Annotated in this window: 19 protein-coding genes; 6 read left to right on the top strand and 13 right to left on the bottom strand. The window is 68.0% G+C overall.

Going from position 1 to position 19,548, the window contains the following annotated elements:
• Window positions 1-8 precede the first annotated feature (8 nt).
• A complete protein-coding gene (locus tag ACZK45_RS01260) occupies window positions 9-698 on the bottom strand; it encodes an ABC transporter ATP-binding protein (protein WP_049435531.1) in 690 nt (229 codons plus the stop codon).
• Between the two features lie 102 nt (window positions 699-800).
• Window positions 801-2,054 (bottom strand): efflux RND transporter periplasmic adaptor subunit, encoded by a 1,254-nt coding sequence (locus ACZK45_RS01265; protein ID WP_478445320.1) that lies wholly within the window; start codon window positions 2,052-2,054, stop codon window positions 801-803.
• A gap of 202 nt (window positions 2,055-2,256) precedes the next feature.
• On the opposite strand from ACZK45_RS01265, the gene ACZK45_RS01270 reads away from it, so the two are divergent.
• Genes ACZK45_RS01270 through ACZK45_RS01285 form a run of 4 tightly spaced genes read left to right on the top strand, consistent with a single transcriptional unit; the run spans window position 2,257 to window position 5,746 of the window.
• Window positions 2,257-3,153 (top strand): ABC transporter ATP-binding protein, encoded by an 897-nt coding sequence (locus ACZK45_RS01270; RefSeq protein WP_125894894.1) that lies wholly within the window; start codon window positions 2,257-2,259, stop codon window positions 3,151-3,153.
• On the top strand, window positions 3,150-3,926 hold the full coding sequence (locus tag ACZK45_RS01275; RefSeq protein WP_125894892.1) for an ABC transporter permease: 777 nt from the start codon (window positions 3,150-3,152) through the stop codon (window positions 3,924-3,926). Before ACZK45_RS01270 ends, ACZK45_RS01275 begins: the two co-directional genes overlap by 4 nt.
• A 6-nt stretch (window positions 3,927-3,932) precedes the next feature.
• On the top strand, window positions 3,933-5,147 hold the full coding sequence (locus tag ACZK45_RS01280; protein WP_478445321.1) for a sensor histidine kinase: 1,215 nt from the start codon (window positions 3,933-3,935) through the stop codon (window positions 5,145-5,147).
• The gene (locus tag ACZK45_RS01285) at window positions 5,144-5,746 is read left to right on the top strand and encodes a response regulator transcription factor (RefSeq protein ID WP_005407733.1); all 603 of its coding nucleotides are present in this window, start codon (window positions 5,144-5,146) and stop codon (window positions 5,744-5,746) included. The genes ACZK45_RS01280 and ACZK45_RS01285 overlap by 4 nt, the downstream gene beginning before the upstream one ends.
• A 624-nt stretch (window positions 5,747-6,370) precedes the next feature.
• On the opposite strand, the gene ACZK45_RS01290 is transcribed toward ACZK45_RS01285, so the two are convergent.
• The 9 genes from ACZK45_RS01290 to ACZK45_RS01330 form a co-directional block, all read right to left on the bottom strand.
• On the bottom strand, window positions 6,371-6,907 hold the full coding sequence (locus ACZK45_RS01290) for a cytochrome b (protein ID WP_012509795.1): 537 nt from the start codon (window positions 6,905-6,907) through the stop codon (window positions 6,371-6,373).
• A complete protein-coding gene (locus ACZK45_RS01295) occupies window positions 6,904-8,007 on the bottom strand; it encodes a catalase family peroxidase (protein ID WP_180838488.1) in 1,104 nt (367 codons plus the stop codon). The genes ACZK45_RS01290 and ACZK45_RS01295 overlap by 4 nt, the downstream gene beginning before the upstream one ends.
• 135 nt (window positions 8,008-8,142) lie before the next feature.
• Window positions 8,143-9,510, bottom strand: a complete 1,368-nt coding sequence (locus ACZK45_RS01300; RefSeq protein WP_253143743.1) for a leucyl aminopeptidase family protein — start codon at window positions 9,508-9,510, stop codon at window positions 8,143-8,145.
• Between the two features lie 3 nt (window positions 9,511-9,513).
• Window positions 9,514-10,233, bottom strand: a complete 720-nt coding sequence (locus ACZK45_RS01305) for an HAD family hydrolase (RefSeq protein WP_121505148.1) — start codon at window positions 10,231-10,233, stop codon at window positions 9,514-9,516.
• Window positions 10,234-10,264: 31 nt separating this feature from the next.
• The gene (locus ACZK45_RS01310) at window positions 10,265-11,374 is read right to left on the bottom strand and encodes an AI-2E family transporter (RefSeq protein WP_253143741.1); all 1,110 of its coding nucleotides are present in this window, start codon (window positions 11,372-11,374) and stop codon (window positions 10,265-10,267) included.
• Window positions 11,375-11,441: 67 nt separating this feature from the next.
• On the bottom strand, window positions 11,442-11,909 hold the full coding sequence (locus ACZK45_RS01315; RefSeq protein WP_071229379.1) for a protein sip-5: 468 nt from the start codon (window positions 11,907-11,909) through the stop codon (window positions 11,442-11,444).
• On the bottom strand, window positions 11,906-12,376 hold the full coding sequence (locus ACZK45_RS01320; RefSeq protein WP_049398102.1) for a phage holin family protein: 471 nt from the start codon (window positions 12,374-12,376) through the stop codon (window positions 11,906-11,908). The genes ACZK45_RS01315 and ACZK45_RS01320 overlap by 4 nt, the downstream gene beginning before the upstream one ends.
• Before the next feature lie 8 nt (window positions 12,377-12,384).
• Window positions 12,385-12,750 (bottom strand): hypothetical protein, encoded by a 366-nt coding sequence (locus tag ACZK45_RS01325; RefSeq protein WP_032128158.1) that lies wholly within the window; start codon window positions 12,748-12,750, stop codon window positions 12,385-12,387.
• Between the two features lie 101 nt (window positions 12,751-12,851).
• Window positions 12,852-14,285, bottom strand: a complete 1,434-nt coding sequence (locus ACZK45_RS01330; RefSeq protein WP_049421476.1) for a Do family serine endopeptidase — start codon at window positions 14,283-14,285, stop codon at window positions 12,852-12,854.
• A 491-nt stretch (window positions 14,286-14,776) separates the two neighbouring features.
• Between ACZK45_RS01330 and ACZK45_RS01335 the strand changes: the two genes are divergently transcribed.
• Together ACZK45_RS01335 and ACZK45_RS01340 are read left to right on the top strand one after the other, a co-directional pair.
• The gene (locus ACZK45_RS01335) at window positions 14,777-15,685 is read left to right on the top strand and encodes a histone (protein WP_478445322.1); all 909 of its coding nucleotides are present in this window, start codon (window positions 14,777-14,779) and stop codon (window positions 15,683-15,685) included.
• Window positions 15,686-15,792: 107 nt separating this feature from the next.
• Entirely contained in the window at window positions 15,793-16,488 is a 696-nt protein-coding gene (locus ACZK45_RS01340) for a hypothetical protein (RefSeq protein ID WP_253143740.1), read from the top strand.
• A 15-nt stretch (window positions 16,489-16,503) separates the two neighbouring features.
• Here the strand turns inward: ACZK45_RS01340 and ACZK45_RS01345 are convergent, their stop codons facing one another.
• Window positions 16,504-16,863: a DUF1428 domain-containing protein gene (locus ACZK45_RS01345; protein ID WP_005407745.1), complete on the bottom strand. Its 360-nt coding sequence runs from the start codon at window positions 16,861-16,863 to the stop codon at window positions 16,504-16,506.
• A 91-nt stretch (window positions 16,864-16,954) separates the two neighbouring features.
• The gene (locus tag ACZK45_RS01350) at window positions 16,955-19,357 is read right to left on the bottom strand and encodes a S9 family peptidase (protein ID WP_478445323.1); all 2,403 of its coding nucleotides are present in this window, start codon (window positions 19,355-19,357) and stop codon (window positions 16,955-16,957) included.
• Window positions 19,358-19,548: the final 191 nt, after the last annotated feature.

A 19,548-nucleotide genomic window follows, 5' to 3' on the forward strand; every position in this document is an offset into this window, starting at 1 on the left:
GGCCTCCGTCAGTGGGCCAGCGGCGCGTCGGCCAGCTCGCCCTTGTCCAGGTGCACCGTGTGCGTGGCGTACTCGGCGGCCTTCGGGTCATGGGTGACCATGATGATGGTCTTGCCGTGCTCGCGGTTGAGCTGCTGCAGCAGGCCGAGGATTTCCTCGGCAGACTGGCGGTCGAGGTCGCCGGTCGGTTCGTCGCAGATCAGGAAAGTCGGGTCGGAGACGATTGCGCGGGCGATCGCCACGCGCTGCTGCTGGCCGCCGGACAGTTCATTGGGGCGGTGGCTGCGGCGGTCGGCCAGGCCGACCAGGGTCAGCGCGATCTCGGCGTTGCGCTTGCGCTGCGCCGCGCTGAGGTGGGTCAGCAGCAGCGGCAGTTCCACGTTCTTCTGCGCGGTCAGCATCGGCATCAGGTTGTAGAACTGGAACACGAAGCCGACGTGGTGGCTGCGCCAGGTCGACAGCTGGCCGCCACTCATCTGGTCGATGCGCTCGCCTTCGATGCTGATCTCGCCGCCGCTGGGGTTGTCCAGGCCACCGATCAGGTTGAGCAGGGTGGTCTTGCCCGAGCCGGACGGGCCCATCAGCGCGACGAAGTCGCCGCTGGCGATGTCCAGGTCGATGCCGTGCAGCACCTGTACCTTTTCGGGGCCACGCTGGTAGGTCTTGGTGATGTTGCGCAATGAAACCAGGGTCGACATGGGTGGTTCTCCACGGAAGGCGGGAAACGGGGAAGCGCACCTGCGGTGGCCGCAGGCGTGCGTCGAGCGGTGTTGCCGGCGGCGCCCATGGGCGCCAGGCCGTTACTGCGCTTGTTTCTGTTGCACCTTGGCGCCATCGCGCAGGGTGTCGGGCGGGTTCACCACCACCGATTCACCCGCGCTCACGCCCTTGAGGATCTGGCGGTCCTTGCCCATCGCCTGGCCGGCCTCGACCGTGCGCTGCTGCACGCGGTTCTCATCACCCAGCACGAAGGCCACCGAGGCGCTCTCGCGCTGCACCACGGCGCCCGCCGGCACGCGCACGCCCTGCGGCTTGGCGGCCGCCTGCGGCTGCGCCTGCTCCAGGAAGCTGACGCGCACGCCCATCTCCGGCACGATGCGCGGGTCTTTCACCTTCAGCGCCACGCGCACTTTCACCGTGGCCTTGCCGCGGTCGGCGGTGGGGATGATGGCGATCACCTCGCCGGGAATCTTCCATTCCGGGTAGGCATTGAGCGTGGCTTCCACCGGCATCTTCGGCTGCACGCGGCCGATGAAGGCTTCGCCGACCTCGACTTCGATCTCCAGCGAGTCCATGTCGACGATGGTGCCGATACCGGTGCGGGTAAAGCCGCCGCCGGCCGACAGCGGCGAAACGATTTCGCCGGGCTGCGCAGCCTTGGCGGTGACCACGCCGGAGAACGGCGCGCGCACGATGTTGTTGTCCACGCCCAGGTCGGCGATGGCCAGCTGGTCGTTGGCCACCTTGACGTTGCGCTGTGCGGTGTCCAGCTGTGCCCGCAGGCTGTCGCGCTGGGCCACCGCCTGGTCGTACTGCGAGCGCGACACCAGCTGCTGGCCGACCAGTGCCTGCAGGCGGCTGGCTTCAGCGGCGGCCTGCTTCTGCTGTGCTTCCAGCCCGGCCACCTGGCTGCGTGCGGCCTGCAGCTGCGAGGCATACAGGCTGCGCTGCGCGTCGGCATCGATCGGGTCCAGCGTGGCCATGATCTGGCCCTGCTCCACGCGCATGCCTTCCTCGATCATCACTTCACGCACCTTGCCGGTGATCTTGGCCGAGACCGTGGCCATGCGCCGCGCAACTACATAGCCGCTGGCGTCGAGCACCGAACTGCTGGCGCTGCCCTGCTGGATGGCCACCGCTGGCGCGGTTTCCACCTCCACCGCTGGCGTACGCCCGAATAGGGCGAAAGCGACAGCGGCCAGCAGCAACACGACCACGATGATCGCGATCCACAGCCAGCGGCGGCCACCACCACTGCCACTCCCTCCGGAGGCGGGCGGCGGGGACTTGCGGTCGATACGGAGTTCCTTCAACAGCTCGGCAGAAGCGTTCATTCGTTCCATCACAGGCGTTCGGGCGGGTGTGACCGGAAGGGCGGACGGCGGCGGTTCCGGCGGTGGAGCGTGCGGCACAGCATGAAGGCAGGCACAGCGATGACGGCAGTGACAGCTGTCACCCGATGACACTGACGGCGGCAACTGCGAAATGTGACCACGGCGGCACAGGATGGCAACGTCCCCGCTACCGGTACCGCCCATGGATCCGATCGCCCCGTCGCTGGCCCGCCTGCAGCAGGTGCAGGTGCGTTACCGCGACCATACCGCCCTGCATGGCATCGACCTGCAGGTCCGCGCTGGCCAGGTGCTGGCGCTGCTGGGCCGCAACGGTGCCGGCAAGAGTACCGCGATCAGCGTGTTGTTGGGCCTGCGCCGCGCCGATGGCGGGCAGGTCGAACTGCTCGGCGGCGACCCGCAGCAGCGCGCCAGCCGTATCGGCCTGGGCGTGATGCTGCAGAGCACCAGCCTGCCGCCGATGCTGCAGGTGGACGAACTGGTGGCACAGGCCAGCGCCTGCTATCCCGACCCGATGCCGTTGCAGGAGGTGCTGCAGCGTGCTGGCCTGCAGGCGCTCGCGCGCCGCCGCTACGGCCAGCTGTCAGGTGGCCAGCAGCGCGCCGTGCAGTTCGCCATCGCGCTGTGTGGCCGCCCGCGCGTGCTGTTCCTGGACGAGCCCACCACCGGCCTGGACATCCAGGCGCGGCAGGCGATGTGGCAGGCGATCCGGCAGCTGGTGGCCGAAGGCTGTGGTGTGCTGCTGACCACCCATTACCTGGAGGAAGCCGAAGCGCTGGCGCAGCAGGTGGTGGTGCTGGAGCAGGGCCGGGTACTGGCCGACGCGCCGCTGAGCGAGCTGCGGCTGGCCGATCGGCCGCGCCGCATCCGCTGCCGCAGCGGGTTGCCCATTGCGGACGTGCAGCAGTGGCCGGGCGTGCAGGAGGTGCAGCGCGACGGCGAGCACCTGCAGCTGCTGGCGAGCCCGGCCGAGCCTGTGGTGGCGCGCCTGCTGGCCGCCGATGCGCAGCTGCGCGAACTGGAAGTACAGGGCGCGGCGCTGGCCGACGCCTTCCTCGACATGACCCGGGAGGCCGCATGAACACCCTTGTCCGTACCACCGGATTGCCGCTGCCTGCATGGCGACAGGCACTACGTCCGTACCGCGCCGAGCTGATGGCCGAACTGCGCCGCGCCTGGCGCACGCCGGCGTTCGCGGTGCCCTCGCTGCTGTTCCCGGTGCTGTTCTACCTGCTGTTCGGCGTGCTGCTGGGGCGCGGTCATGCGCCGTTGTACCTGTTGGCCACCTACTGCGTGTTCGGCGCGATGGCCCCGGCCCTGTTCGGCTTCGGCGTGCAGTTGGCGCTGGATCGTGAAGGCGGCCTGCTGACCCTCAAGCGCGCGCTGCCGATGCCGGCGGCGGCACCGCTGCTGGCACGGCTGGCGATGGCGGTGATGTTCGCGCTGCTGGTGGCGTTGCTGCTGATCGGCGTCGCACGCGTGTTCGGTGGTGTGCAGCTGCAGGCGTTGCAGATGGTGCAGCTGCTGGTGGTGGCGGGCCTGGCGGCACTGCCGCTGGGGGCGATTGGCCTGCTGATCGGCAGCCATGTCAGTGCCAGCGCGGCACCGGCGATGGTCAATCTGGTCTACCTGCCGTTGGCCCTGCTGTCGGGCCTGTGGCTGCCGTTGTCTGTGCTGCCCACGCTGTTCTCGACGATGGCCCCACTGTGGCCGACCTGGCATCTGGCGCAGCTGGCGCTGCCGGTGGTCGGGCTGCCGTCGGTGGGCAGCCTCGCCGGCCACCTGCTGGTGCTGCTGGCGGTCACGGTGGTGGCGCTGCTGCTGGCGCGCCGTCGCCTGCGCCGGATCGGCTGAACTGGCATGATCGGCAGCGATCGTCCCCGCCTGGATTCTCCCGTGTCGTCGAGCTGGCTTGCGTCCCTGCTGCGCCCTGCGCCGGATTCGGCGGTGGCCGAACTGCTGCGACGTGGCAAGTCGCCCTGGAGCGGAGCGATCCACCTGCTGTGGTCGGTATGGATCTTCCTCACCCCGGTGCTGGGCAATGGCTTCACGCTGCGCTGGCTGCTGCTGACCCTGGCCAGCTATCCGTTGTTCCTGCTGCTCTATGCCAGGGTGATGCTGTCGCCACGGCATCATGGGTGGCGCTATGCGCTGGGCATGATCGTGCTAGCGCTGGTACTGCTGCCCTGGTACCCCTCGGGACTGAGCTACTTCGTGTTCGGCTGCGTGATGATTCGCATGAGCGGGCGCAGCAGCTGGTGGGCGTACCTGCTGCAGCTGACCGCGCTGAACCTGCTGTTCTGCGGCACCGCGCTGTACTTCGGCTATCCGTGGCAGGCCATGGTGTGGATGCCGGCGGTGTCGTTCATCGTCGGGCTGGTGGTGAACGTGGAGGCCCTGAGCCAGCAGCGCGACGTTGCCCTGCAGCTGTCGCAGGACGAGGTGCGGCGACTGGCCACCACCGCCGAGCGCGAGCGTATCGGCCGCGACCTGCACGACCTGCTGGGGCACACGCTGTCGCTGATCACGCTGAAGCTGGAGCTGGCACGCAAGCTCTACGATCGCGATGACGCGCGTGCACGGCAGGAGATCGGCGAGGCCGAGGACATTGCACGCGAAGCGCTGGCACAGGTGCGCAGTGCAGTGACCGGCATCCGCGCCAGCGACCTTGCTGGCGAGCTGGCATCGGCGCGCCTGCTGCTGGAATGCCAGCAGGTACATCTGCAGTACACGACGCCACCTGCGATGCCGGTGGAGGTGGAGCGCGGGCTGGCGTTGGTGCTGCGCGAGGCGGCGACCAACATCGTGCGCCATGCGCAGGCGACCCGGGTGCAGGTGGATTTCATGCTTGAGGAACGACAGTTGGCGATGCAGATACGCGATGACGGCCGTGGAGGCGTGCAGGCCGAGGGCAATGGGTTGAGTGGCATGCGTGAGCGGGCCGCAGCACTGGGTGGCCAGTTGACGCTGCAGTCGCCGCGCGGGGCGGGCACCGTGCTGACGGTACGCGTGCCGTTGATGGCCGCGACCACGCCGCTGTCGCCCACGTCGTTGGCGCAGGACGGTGTCGCATGATCCGCATCCTGCTGGCCGAAGACCAGGCCATGGTGCGCGGTGCGTTGTCGGCGCTGCTCGGCCTGGAGCCGGACATCGAAGTGCTGGGCAGTGCTGCCGATGGCGAGGCCGCGTGGCGGATGCTGCAGCAGCTGCAGCCGGACATTCTGGTCACCGACATCGAGATGCCTGGCTTGTCCGGTCTGGAACTGGCGCAGCGCATCGCCCGCCACGAACTGCCGATCAAGGTGGTGATCGTGACCACCTTCGCCCGCGCCGGTTTCCTGCGCCGCGCGCTGGAAGCTGGCGTGCTGGGCTACCTGCTGAAGGACGCACCGGCCGAGAACCTGGCCGACGCCCTGCGCAAGGTGAAGCAGGGCATCCGCGCGATCGACCCGCAGCTGGCACTGGATGCGTGGTCGCAGGCCGACCCGCTGACCGACCGTGAGCGCCGCGTGCTGCGGCTGGCGGGCGAGGGCCGTACCGCCAGTGAGATCGCCGAGCAGCTGGGGTTGTCGCACGGCACGGTGCGCAATTACCTGTCCGAGTGCATCGGCAAGCTGGGTGTGGCCAATCGGATCGAGGCGTATCGGCTGGCGCGGCAGAAGGGGTGGTTGTAGCGGCGCCCTGCTGTTCCCAATGATGTCGTTTCCGCGACCGCGGGTGGGTGTCACTTTCTTTGCTCGTGCACCACGCTGCAGGAGCAGCGTGGAACGGCGTAGCCGGCCCGCAGGGTGGCGCACATGGATGTGCGCCATCAAGAAAGTAACCAAAGAAACGCTCCGCCGGCCGCGAGCCGGCGCGCTTCGCACGCCGGTGCCCTGCGCTCCTCGGTCCGGCGAGGGACGGTGCGGGAACTCGCTGCGCTCAGACACCCGCACCTCTTCGCCCTCGCCGGACCTGCGGTGCTCGGCTCGCTCAAGGCGGACTTGAAGGGCAAGATCAACAGCAAGAGCATCCACGCATGGCGTGGATCTACTGGGTGCAGCTGTGGCATTTGACCTTGGGTCCGCCTTGAGCGAGCCGAGCATCGCAGGGGAATCAGGGGCGAAGAGGCGCCGGTGTTTGAGCGCAGCGAGTTCGGCGCCGTCCCCTGATTCACCGAGAAGCACAGGGCACCGGTGCGCAGCACCGGCTCGCGCTCTGGCGGCGCGTTTCTTTTGGTTGCTTTTCTTTTCGCGCAAAGAAAGTGACACCCCCCGCGGTCGCGGAAACGATCCGCCGGGAACACCCGGCGAACCCTTTCAATCCTTCCCGCGCGCCATCGCCTGGAACACCCCATCACGCCGCACCCACAGGTGGAACAGCGCCGCACCCACGTGCATCAGCACCGTGGCGAACAACACATACGCCAGCAGGCTGTGCGCATTGCGCAACGCGGCATACAGCGCCGGGGTGTGCGGCACGATCGGCGGCAGGTGCAGGCCACCCCACAGCACGATCGGGTAACCGCCGGCCGACAGCATCGCCCAGCCGATCAGCGGCATCGCCAGCATCAGTGCATACAGCATCCAGTGCGAGGCCTTGGCCGCCATCACCTGCCATACCGGCAGATCCGCTGGCAACGGCGGCGGGCGATGGCGCAGCCGGTTGTACAGGCGCAACAGCACCAGTACGCCGATGGCGATGCCCAGCGGGCGGTGCAGGTCGATCAGCATCGGCCGCAGGTGCAGCGAGGCGACCATGGTCACGCCGATGAACAGCATGGCGATGATCATCAGTGCCATGGACCAGTGCAGCACGCGCGCGAGCAGGTTGAAGTGGCCGTTGCCGGTGCTCATCGTGCGGCCTCCTTCGGTTGCTCGACGTTGCCGGTGGCGCGCTCGCGTTCGCGGCGGTTGAAGGACTGCGAGTACACGGCGGAGCGGGCCGCCAGGATCGGATCGTCACTGCCACGCACGCCACTGGGCAGGATCAGCGGATCGAAGTTGATCTGGCCGCACGCGCCCTGTTCCTGCGACTGCATGCGGTCCAGGCTGAGTACGCCGGCCACCACCTGATCACGCGACTCGGGCCACGGCACTGAAGGATCATCGATGGCATCGCCGGGCTCGGCGGTGGTCACGACCAGGTTCCAGCGCACCGGGCCGCTGGCCAGGCGCTGCTGCAGTTCCTGGCTGAGGAAATCGACGCTGGCCTGCTTGCGGGTTTCCGCATCCATCTCCACCACCGGCGCCTGCGGCTGCCAGCGCCAGCGCACCGCGCGTTTCTGGCCCTGCGCGTTGGTGAACCAGAAGCTGTTGACGCTGTTGAAGGTGGTGTCAGCCCAGCTGCTGGTCCACGGCGCGGTCTTGGCCCACTGCTGGAACGCTTGTGCACTGGGGTATTTCGCCAGCACCGCGGCCATTTTCTGCGGGTCGGGCTTGCCGGTGGCCGGGTCCGGGATGGAGGCGCGCGTCTGCGCGTAGAACGCCTCGGCGTTGGGCACGGCGAAGAACGGGAAGCTGTTCATCGCCATCCGCCATTCCTGGCCGTCATCGCTGACCATCTGCACCGCGAGGCTGCGCACGCGTGCGGTGTTGTCGGCGCCGTACGGGTCGCCGCCGCCGATCGACAGGCGGCCCATCACCGGCACGCGGCGCTGCGAGAACACGCGGGCGCTGGACAGGGTGGGGGCCTGCGCACTGGGTTCGAACCAACCGCTTACACACACGCCCTTGCTGTGCGCACGGCGGAAGCCCGGATGGGCCGGGCCGGTGGCCTCGATGGTGTCGGTGAAGCGCTGCGCGGTCAGGCGGCCGCCAATCCAGCCGGCCAACCAGGCGAAGGCCAGCGCCACCGCACCCAGAATGAGTGCGATCAGTGCGATCCAGAGCAGGGGGGAATGCTTGCGCGGCGCGCCCGGTGTCTGGCCGGCGCGGGTGTAGCGGAAGAGCGACATGGTCGGAGTCCTGCCTTCACGGAGCGTGTGGGTGGTCGACCCACACATCCTCGCAGAACCCTTCCAGGCCCGGTATTCAATTTTTCGTCAAGTTTGCCGGGGACGGCGTGCCGACCAAGGTCGGCACTCACCCGATCAGCTGTAGCGCTGCTTCAGCATCGCCCACGCCGAACGCAGCGCCAGTGCTTCACCGCCAGCCGGCCGGCCCGGGCGTTCGCCGTCGTTCCAGGCGTACACGTCCAGATGCGCCCAGCGCTGGCCGTCTTCCAGGAAGCGTTCCAGGTACAGCGCGGCGGTGACCGAGCCAGCCATGCGCGAACCGGCGTTGGCCAGGTCGGCGATGCCGCTGCTCAGGTAACGCAGGTAGGGGCGCCACAGCGGCATGCGCCAGACCGGGTCGCGGGTCGCGTTGCCGGCCTGCAGCCACTGCTGGGCCACGCTGTCGTCGTTGCTGAAGAGCGCCGGCAGGTCCGGGCCCAGCGCGATGCGCGCGGCGCCGGTGAGGGTGGCGAAGTCCAGCACCAGGTCCGGTTTCTGCTCGCTGGCGAAGGTCAGCGCATCGCACAGGATCACGCGGCCTTCGGCGTCGGTGTTGTCGATCTCCACGCTCAGGCCCTTGCGGGTGGCGATCACTTCGCCCGGGCGGAAGGCATCGGGGCCGATCGCGTTTTCCACCGCCGGCACCAGCAGGGTCAGGCGCACCGGCAGGCCGCGCGCCATCACCAGGCCGGCCAGGGCCAGTGCATGCGCGGCACCGCCCATGTCCTTCTTCATGTTGCGCATGCCGTCGGCCGGTTTGATGTCCAGGCCGCCGGTATCGAAGCACACGCCCTTGCCGACCAGCACCAGTGCCGGATCGGTGTCCTTGCCCCAGCGCAGCACGACCAGGCGCGGAGCGCGGTGCGAGGCGCGGCCGACGGCATGGATGGCCGGGAAGTTCTGCTTCAGCAGTTCATCGCCGGTGATCGCCTCGACCTGCGCACCGTGCGCATCGGCCAGCGCGCGCGCGGCGTCTTCCAGCTGCTGCGGACCCATGTCTTCGGTCGGGGTGTTGACCCAGTCGCGCACGCGCAGGCTGGCGGCGATCAGGTCGGCCACTTCGCCGGTCGGCTCAGCCACCAGGCGTGCCGGTGCACGGTGGCGCTTGCGGTAGCGATCGAAGCGGTAGCTGCCCAGGCCCCAGCCCAGCTGCAGCAGCGCCTGTTCGGCGGCCGGCAGTTCGCTGGCCAGCTGCCACACGCTGCCTTCCGGCAGGGCATGCGGAGCATGCGAGTAGCTGTAGGCATCGCCACGATCACCCACGCCGATCACCGCACCGGCCAGGCCATCGGCGCCGGGCAGCAACGCCGTGGTGAAGGCACCGGCGGTGAAGCCCTGCGACGCCAGCCATGCCTGGGTGGCGGCCGGCTGGCCGTCCTTCCAGGACGCGAACTGCTCGCGGTCCAGCACGTACAGCGGCAGTGCTGCGGCGGTGTCGGCAGTGAAACCAGTGATCTCGCTCATGCGTCAGGTACTCCGGGGTGCGGCAGCGTCGAGGTTGGCATCCAACCAGTCGGCCAGGCCGGTGAGGGTGTCGAACTGCAGGTCCGGCTGCAGCTGCGGATGGGTCCAGGTGGCTGCTTCGCGGTTGATCCAGCAGCCGCGCAGGCCGGCGGCGATCGCCCCGGCCACGTCCATTTCGGCGTGGTCGCCGACGTGCAGTACCTGTGCCGGCGCAACACCCAGGCGGGTGCAGGCGGCGTGGAAGATGCTCGCCTCCGGCTTCGCTGCGCCGTGTTCGCGCGCGCCCAGCTGGAAGGCGAAATGATGGGCCAGGCCGATCCGCTCCAGATCGGCATTGCCGTTGCTCAGCGCCGCCACCGGCACCCGCGCGGCAATCCGCGCCAGTGCGTCGATCGCATCGGGGTAGCACTCGACCTGGTTGCGCGCGGCGAAGAACACGTCATACGCCGGCTCCAGCAGATCCAGGCTGGCACCACTGGTGTGCAGCGCTTCGTGCAGGGTCAGCCGGCGCAGTGCGCTCAGGTCGTGATGGAGGTGCGGATGGGCGTGGTACAGGCGCTCGCGCAGTTCGCGCATCGCCGCCACCGGATACATCTCGGCCGTGGCGGGGCTGTGCTCACGCATCCACGCGTGCAGGACCAGGTCGATGCGGGCGCCGATCGGAGCGAACGGCCACAGCGTGTCGTCAAGGTCGAGGGTGATGGCTTGGACGGGGAAATTCACCCCGCCATTCTACCCCTGCCCGCGCGGGCTTTCATTCCAGCAGACGCGCCCAGCCCTGCATCCCGTCCAGCCGCGCCAGCACCAGCTTGATGCAGACCAGCAGCGGCACCGCCAGCAGCAGGCCGATCATGCCCCAGGCCCAGCCGAACACCATCAGCGCCAGGATCAGCACCAGTGGCGACAGTTTCATGCGACGGCCCAGCACGATCGGGGTCACCATCTGCCCTTCCAGGGTGTGCAGGCCCAGGTAGGCGGCGGCTGGCAGCAGGGCCTGCAGCGGGTCGCGGAATTCCACGAAGCCCATCAGCAGCATCAGCGCCACGCCGATCAACGGACCCACATACGGAGCGAAATTCAGCAGTGCGGCCACCGTGCCCCACAGCAACGCTTCCTGCAGGCCGATGCCGAGCAGCATCAGTACGCCGGCGAACACCAGCCCGACCAGGGTGTTGATCACGCTGATGGTCAGCACATAGCGCGACACCTCGCGCTCGATCGAACGCAGGATGTCACTGGTGAAGCGCTGCTGCTGACGGTTCGGGAACAGGGCGATCGCCGCGCGTTGCAGGCTCTGCCCGTAGATCATGAAGAACAGGGTCAGCAGCACCACCGCCAGCACCGAGGCGGCCAGCCGTGGCGCGCGGGTCAGCATGCGGTAGGGGTCGTCCAGCTGGGTGCGGATCACCTGCACCTTGCGGTTGCTGTCACCGCCGGCGACGCGGGCGAAGTTCTCCGCGGCCTGGTTGGCCTGCTGCACCGGCTTGGTCAGGTCCTGCACCTGGCGGGCGATCTTGCGCAGCTGCTGCGGTGCTTCCTGTGCCCATTCCATTGCCGGGCCGATCAACTGCACCGCCAGCGAACCGGTCACGCCCAGGCCCGCGCCGAGGATCAGCAGAGCGCCCAGCGCACGCGGAATCCACAGCTTCTGCAGCAGGCGCAGGATCGGATTGCCGACCAGTGCGAAGAACATCGCCAGCAGCACCGGCAGGATGATGTCCTGTGCCGCCCACAGTGTGTAGCCCACCGCCAGGGTCGCCAGCACCACCAGCGACATCGGTCCGCGCGGACGCGACGGTGGCGGCAACGGGGCGTCGGGCTGTTCGGGGCCGGCCGGTGACGGGGACAGGAGGGACTCGCTCATCGACGCACCAACCGGGAAGGGGAGCGCATTATCCGCCGGCCGCGATCGGCGCGGCGGATTCCATGGATCAACGTTCGGACAGCTCGGTAGCCGCTTCGGCCGGACGCGGTCCGCGCAGGTCCGGTTCCGGTTCTGGCTCCGGCACGGAACGTGGAGCCGGTGCCGGCCGTGGCTCGGCAGCGGAGGCCGCCGCCTGTGCCTGTTCGCTGGCTTCGTCGGCTTCCTCAGCCGCGTCGTCGGCAGTGGCTGCGGCCTGCGCCGCCATCGCCGTGGCGAACGCCGCCTGTGCACTGGCGAACAGGTTCGAGACCGAACCCACCATCTGCAGCCAGCGGGCACCGTTGACCTTGCCCGGCACTTCCAGCTTGCCGGCGATGAAGCCACCGGCCAGGCCGACCACCACGATGCGCAGCGGCGACCAGCCCTTTCGCCAGACGTCGCTGAGCGTGGACCAGTGGTCCTGGGTTTCGCCCAGGCGCACGGTCACCACCTGTTCGCAGCGTTTCACACGCCGTTGCAGCGCGCCGAACTTCATGGCTTGCCCTCGGGCAGCTGCACTTCGGCATCGGGATCGTCTTCGCTGGGTTCGTCGAACAGGCCCAAGCGTGACAGCTGGCGCCGGGTAGCGTGCATGCCAGTGTGGTGGAAGAAGTAGGACACCCGCCAGATCGCATAACCGGTGACGGCCAGGCTCAGCAGCGAGGTGATCAGCAGCGCCTGCAGCCAGCTCAGGCCCCAGCTCTGCAGCAGGGCGATGAGGGTGGCGGCCATCAGCAGCCAGGCCGAGGCACCGAACACGATCGCCACGCCGGCCCAGGCCAGCGCGCGACCGAATGCACTACGCGCCAGCGCGAAGTCGGCCGAGGCCAACCGGCGCAGCGAGCGCAGCGTGTGCTTGGCAGAATCGGCAGCGGCACGACCGGCCGCGCCGACCTGGCGGATGCTCTCATCCAGCGGCGGGGTAGCCGCCGGATCAGGCGCTTGCGCGTTGTCTTCGCTCACGCCGCGGCTTACTTGTCGCTGCTGCCGCGGGCCAGCTTGGCGATGATCCAGCCGGCAGCGAAGGCGACACCGAACGAGGCCAGCGGACGTTCACGGATCAGCTCAGCGGCGCTGTCGATCAGGTCCTTGCCCTTGTCCATCAGTGCGTCGACCTGTTCCTTGGCGGCTGCACCACCAAACTCGGCGGCGGCCAGGCCGGACAGCGCGCTGTCGGACAGTTCAGCCTTGACGTTGGCCTTGCCGATGCGCAGTTCGTCGCCGGCTGCGCCGGTTGCACCCTTGATCGCACCGCCGGCGGCCGACGCGGCCTGCTTCAGGTGGGAACCGGCTTCACCCAGGTGTTCCTTCAGGTTCTCGGTATTGGTGGGGCTCATCGAATCACTCCTGTTGCGATGGGGGAACGGGAGTCGGCGGTGCCGACCTGGACTGACAGCAATAGCATTGCCGGGGTATAGGGGGTGTTACGGCAGGGCGATCAGCGCATCACGAGCTGGCCCTGCTGCTGGCCATTGTTGCGCAGCACGCGTATCACCAGGGTCGGCGGGCGCTGCTGGAAGTTGGCGCGCCAGCTGGCCAGGTCGGCGAATTCGCCCACGGTGGCATCGGTGATGATGTCGCCCTGCTGCAGGCCGTTGGTGGCCGCGCGGCTGCCGCGCTTGACCTCGCTGACCAGCACGCCACCGACACCGGACTGGCGCAGCGACTCGGGCAGGTCGACGAAGGTGGCCCCGGTCAGGCGCGGGTCCAGGCTCTCGCCGGTGACCGCGCGCGCCTGTTCCTTCAAGGTTGCCTTGATCTGCAGCGGCTTGCCCTCGCGGCGCACGTCCAGCGTCAGCGTGCTGCCGACCGCCGCCAGGCCTTCCACGTTGTGCAGGGCTTCTGCGCTGTCCACGCGCTGGCCGTTGGCCGAAACCACCACGTCGCCCGGCTTCAGTCCGGCGGTCGCAGCGGCCGAACCGGCCAGCACGCGGGTGATCAGCGCACCACGGGTTTCACCCAGGCCCAGGCCCTGCGCGATCTGCGCGGTCAGGTTCTGGCTCTCCACGCCCAGCGTGCCGCGCACCACTACGCCGTGCTTGACCAGCTGGTCGACCACGCTGCGCGCCAGGTTGGAGGGGATCGCCAGGCCCAGGCCGATGTTGCCGGCCATGCTGCCCTGCGGGTTGAAGCTGGCGGTATTGATGCCGACCAGCTGGCCCTGCAGGTCGACCAGTGCGCCACCGGAGTTGCCCGGGTTGATCGACGCATCGGTCTGGATGAAGTTCTGGTAGCCCAGCCCGCGGATGCCGCTGCGGCCCACCGCCGAGACGATGCCGGAGGTGACCGTCTGGCTGAAACCGAACGGGTTGCCGATGGCCACCACGAAGTCACCGACCCGAAGCTGGTCGCTGTTGCCGAGCTTGATGTCGGTCAGGTTCTGCGCCGGGATGCGGATCAGCGCGATGTCGGTATCGCGGTCCGAACCGAGGAACTCGGCCTTGACCGTGCGCCCGTCGGCCAGTGTCACCTGCACGTCATCGGCGTTGTCGATGACGTGGTGGTTGGTCAGCACCAGGCCCTCCTTGGCGTCGATGATCACGCCCGAGCCCAGCGATTCGTTGATGCGTTCCTGCGGGATGTCCGGGAACAGGCGGCGGAAGAACGGATCGTTGAAGAAGGGGTTGCGCACGCGCACCACCTGCTTGGTGTTGACGCTGACCACGGCCGGCATCGCCTTCTCCAGCATCGGTGCCAGCGACGGCACCGCCTGTCCGGCCACCGAGGCCGGCAATGCCGCCGTGGTCGGCAGTACCGCAGGCAGCGGCGCGGCGTCGGCGCGGTTGTCCAGGTGGGCATTGATGCCGGTGGCAACGAAGCCACCGAAGGCGGCGGCGATTGCGAGCGTGAGCAGGGTGGGAAGCGGTCGCATGGGAGTCGGTTCGCTGGCGTGGGTGGGGGCGGTTCGGCCCTACGGTAAAACAAGCTGAATGAGTGTGTCGCGATCTGGATAAATGCGCCATGAAAACCGGGCGCCCGGAACGCGGGTCGGCGTCGCCATCTGTGGGGCGGTGGCGACAACGTCGGGCGTGCTTCGCAATGTGCCGACGTCTGCCGAAGCGCGTGTGGATACAGGCTGATACTTGCGCAGTTCTGCGCATCCTGGTGCCGCGATGCGCCATATCGCATGCCTTTCGCAGCACTCTGGCAGGTGCGCGCAGGCAGCACCTGCCGCTACCCGCACCGTGCGGCGCAGCACTGAAAAAAAGGGGTTTCCTGTCAACCCACTGTGCTCGAGAGGGTGCTGGGCTACACCATTACCGTCGCAGCAGATGCGATTGCGGGCGCATGCCCCGTTCCACGATCGTCAATGTCGGTATAGCATCGCCCCGTTTTGATACTTAAGGCCCGCAGGAGGGCAACATGAGCAACGGTAATGGTGTGTCGGTCGTGACCGACGCCGTCGAGAACGTCAAAGAAACCGCCACCAACGTTGGCGAGACCATCGCCCACGCTGCCGAAGACGCAGTGAAGTCGGTCAAGAAGACCGTCAAGCGCGCCACCAAGGCTGCCGGCACCCGCGTTGCCAAGGCCAAGAAGGCCGTGGCGAAGGTCGAGAAGACCGTTGCCAAGAAGGCCGAGAAGGCTGCCAAGTCGGTCGGCAAGACTGTTGCCAACGCCAAGAAGAAGCTGGAAGCCGCCAAGAAGAACGCCAAGGCCGAAGCCGCTGCCCTGAAGAAGGAAGTGGCCAAGAAGAAGGCGGCTGCAGGCAAGGCCGTGACCAAGAAGGCCGCCGCTGCCAAGAAGACCACCAAGGCTGCCACCAAGGCTGCTGGCAAGAAGGTCGCTACCGTGAAGAAGGCTGCCACCAAGAAGGCCGCCGTCGCGAAGAAGACCGTTGCCAAGAAGACCGCGGCCGCCAAGAAGGTTGTCGGCAAGAAGGTCGCCACCGCCAAGAAGGCCGTGGCCAAGAAGACCGTCGCCGCCAAGAAGGTCGCTGGCAAGAAGGCCGTGGCTGCGAAGAAGGTTGTCGGCAAGAAGGTTGTCGGCAAGAAGGTTGCCGCTACCAAGAAGGTCGCCACCAGGAAGACCGCGGCCGCCAAGAAGGTTGTCGGCAAGAAGGCCGCTGTCGCCAAGAAGGCCGTCGGCAAGAAGACCGCTGCTGCCAAGAAGGTTGTCGGCAAGAAGACCGCCGTTGCCAAGAAGGCGGTGGGCAAGAAGGTTGCCGCCACCCGCAAGACGGTCGCCAAGAAGGCTGCGCCGCTGAAGAAGGTCGCCGCCAAGAAGGCTCCGGCCAAGAAGGCCGTGCGCAAGGTCGCCAAGCGCAAGTAATCGCGCCGTGACCGAAGGCCCTGCCACCCAACGGGTGGTGGGGCCTTTCGCGTTTCTGGGGCACGGTCTGGGGCAAGATGCAGGTTCTTCCTGCAGGAGCCCCGGGCATGCGTGGTATCGACTTCAGTTCCTGGCAGGGCGTGCTGTCCACATTGGCCGGCCTGGTCCTGATCACCCTGCTGGGCGTGGGCATCCGCCTGCTGGTGATGCAGACCCTGCAACAGCGCCGCGAGCGCGAGAACCGGCAGATCAACGAACGGCTGCGCACGCTGATGGCGGCCTACAAGACCCTGGGCGGGTCGTTCACTGGCGAACTGGGCGTGGATCCCAGCCATCGCCGCGACCTGCGCCAGCGCGAAGATGTCGAAGGCATCGCCGAACCCCGCTCGGATCGCGCGCGCCGCATCCGCGATGCCGTCGAGGCCGCGTTGTCGGACATCCTGTTGCTGGGCACCGACGAGCAGGTGCGGCTGGCCGCGCGTGCGGCCAACGAACTGGCACAGGGGCGGCCGGTGCACCTCCACGAACTGGTGGTCTCGCTGCGCGACTTCGTGCGCGAAGCGCTGGATCTGGCCCCCATCCCGACCGACCTGCAGATTCCACCGCAGGGCCCGACCCGGCCCGCTGCCAGTGGCGGTGGCAAGGGCCGCAACGATGGCGATGCCAAGGGCGGTCGTGCGGGTGGTGGCGGTGGCGGCGGCGGTGGCGGAATGGGGGCCGGAATGGGCGGCATGGGCCTCGGCGCCGGCGCCGCACTGGGCGCCGGCCATGCCTCCGCCAGCGATGACACGGACGCGCGCTGAGCACGTCCGCCCGGTTCAGCGCGTCAGCTCGTAGATCGGCACGAACCCACCGTAGATCATCCGCGCGCCGTCGAACGGCATCGGATTCGTCGCGGGATCAAACCGCGGGTCTTCCATCATCTTCTTCATGCCGGCGTCGCGGGTCGGCTTGTCCGGCCATTCGATCCAGGAAAACACGACCGTCTCATCTGGTGTGGCTTTCACCGCACCGAAGAAGTCGGTGGTTTTGCCGTGCGGTACGTCGTCACCCCAGCACTCGACCACGCGCAGCGCGCCGTACTCGATGAAAACGGGATCCCCTGTGCGTGCATGGGCGAGGAACTTCTCTTTGTTGGCGGTGGGCACCGCCAGGACGAAACCATCGATGTAGCTCATTGCCTGCCTCCGGATGGACCGTGCCGCATGCACGGCCTTCAAGTACCCGACGAACCAGGGCGCCGTGGATCGACATCCTGTGTGCGCCTGTTCAGCCCGGCCCACCGGGCAGCGGCGCCAGCACCGTCTCCGGTGGCTGCTGGCCGGCCAGGTGGCGCACGAAGTAGTCCCACATGCGGTGCGTGTAGGTGGCGTCGTTGCGGAACAGTTCGTGGTCCTGCCGGGCCAGGTACAGCAGGTCGTAGCTGCGCTGGGCCTTGTTCAGGGCGGCGGCCAGCTGCAGGGTCAGCGCCGGCGGCGCGTTCTCGTCCAGTTCGCCATAGACCAGCATCAGATGCCCACGCAGGTTGCCGGCCAACGCTGCATTGTCGAGTCCGGCAAACGGCGCCGGCACGCCATCGGCCAGGGGTGTTGGTGGCAGCACGCCACCGAACAGCCGGTCCATGCCGTGCAATGCACCGCCGTACATGCCCTGGAAATTGTGGCTGCCGGCCGAGGCCACGCCCACCTTGTAGAACGCCGGATAGCGCAGCAGGGCGCGCGCTGCACTGTAACCACCGAACGAATGCCCGTAGATGCCGACCCGCTGCAGGTCGATGCCCCGGTAGCGTTCGCCCAGCTGGCGCAGCGCAGCCACATGGTCATCCAGCTGCACATCTGCCCCGTGCAGGAAGCTGCTGTCATGGAACGCCTTGTCGCGGCCACCGGTGCCGCGCGCGTCGATGCTGACCACCACGAAGCCCAGTTCGGTCAGGCTGGCGCGTGACACCGGATTCAAGGCGGACACCGCCTCGGCGTAGGTCACCGGCGCATTGCTGACGAAGGAGCCACCGTACATCGCGTCGATCACCGGAAAGCGGCCGTCGTCGCGATAGTCGCGGGGCAGGTAGACGGTGGCGAAGATCGGCGTTCGCCCATCGGCGGCCAGCAGCCGTTCGCGCCGTGGGGGGCGCCAGCCGGCAGCAATGATCGCGCCGTCATCCGCTGTTTCCAGCACCATCACTTCACGGCCGTCATCGCTGGCCCGCAGCACGGTGCGTGGTGGCTGGTCGAGACGGGAAACGGTATCCACCAGATAGCCACCGCCAGGCGACAGCGCCTGGGGGGCGCGCCCGCCGAACAACGCGCCGGTGCCGGCATCGGCCAGATGGTCGTTGCCATCGGCGGCCAGGCGCTGGACCGGTCCCCCCTGCAGCGATACACGGTACAGGCCGCGTACGTAGGGGTCGCCACCGTCGACGCCGCCGGCGCTGAAGTACGCCCAGCCACCCGCAGCGTCCACGCCCAGCAGGTCGCGCACCGCCCATTGGCCGCGGGTGAGCTGGCGCAGCACCTTGCCGTCGGACAGGCGGACCCGGTACAGATGGCCCCAGCCATCGCGCTGCGAGAACCACACCGCCGTGTCCTGGCCGGGCAGGATGGCCACCGCTGGCCGGTTGTAGGAATACACGTTGAGCTGCAGGCGGGTGTCGCTGGCTTCTTCCAGAACCGTGCGCAACGCACCGCTGTTGGCATCGATCTCCACCAGGCGCAGCCTGCGCGGTGCGCCGAAGTGCGCGATCACGGCATACAACCGGTCGCCGTCCCAGCCGAGTACGCCGGCTTCGCTGAGGGTGTTCCAGCCTTCCGGCAAGGCGATGTCATGCTGCTGGCCGTTGCGGGTGTCGACCACATACAGGCTGTCGCGCACCTGCCGGGTGTCACCCAGCAGCCCCAGCTTCACCGTATGCACGCGCGGCCGCGCGCTGTTGGCCGGGCTGCTTTCCAGATAGGGGTAGTCCTGCAGCGCGCGTTCGTCGTAGCGGATGCCGGCCACGTAGCGGCCATCCCGTGACCAGCCGACCGCGAACGGCCGCGTCGGCATCCGGCCCTGGCGGCGTGGAATGCCGCGCAGGGTGAAGTCCGGCAGCACGCCATAGCCATGATTGGATTCACCGCCGCTGGTCAGCGCTCGTGCTGCCATTCCGGGCGAGTGCAGCCACAGGTTGTGATCGCGTACCTGCAGCCAGGCATCACCGCCGGGCGATGGCAGTGCATCGGTCGCTGGCGCTGCATCCCGCGAACGCACGCACTGCAGGCGTGGCCATTGACAGCTGATCGCCGCCTCGCCGTTGAACTGCAGGCGCAGGCCTCCATCCAGTACCTGCACGTTGTTCAAGCGCAGGCGTGGTCCGCTGGCGCCGAGAGGTGCAACCGCCGCGTCCAGCGCATCGGGTTCGAACAGGATCTGGCGTGTGGCCTGGACTGGATCGACCAGTACCGCTTGGCGCCGGCCCTGCGTGGTTTCGCGTTCGTACCAGAAGCGCCCATCGGCCAGCCAGTGGGGCAGCACCGAAGCATTGCGCAGCGCACCGCGAAGGTGACTGTCATGCACGCGTTCGGCGCGCTGGTAGTCAGCGGCCTGCAGTGCGTGCGCAGCGTGGATCGGGAACAGGGCAGCGCATGCCAGGAGCGCGGCGCGAACAGGCACCAGCGGCGGATCGGAAACGTACAAGGCAACCTCCTGTTGCAATCGACGACGAATCACAAATGCACGCGCGCCGCGCGCGTATGCCAGAGACAGCCTGAATCAAGGCAAAAAATTCAGCAATGCGAAGAGCGCTGTTTTCAGGGAGCGTTGTGGCGAATAACGGAGAATTTACATTCCCGATGCGATGGCGCCCTGGCGCTGCTGCACACCATAAG

The organism is Stenotrophomonas sp. 63632_Sma (assembly GCF_056482875.1).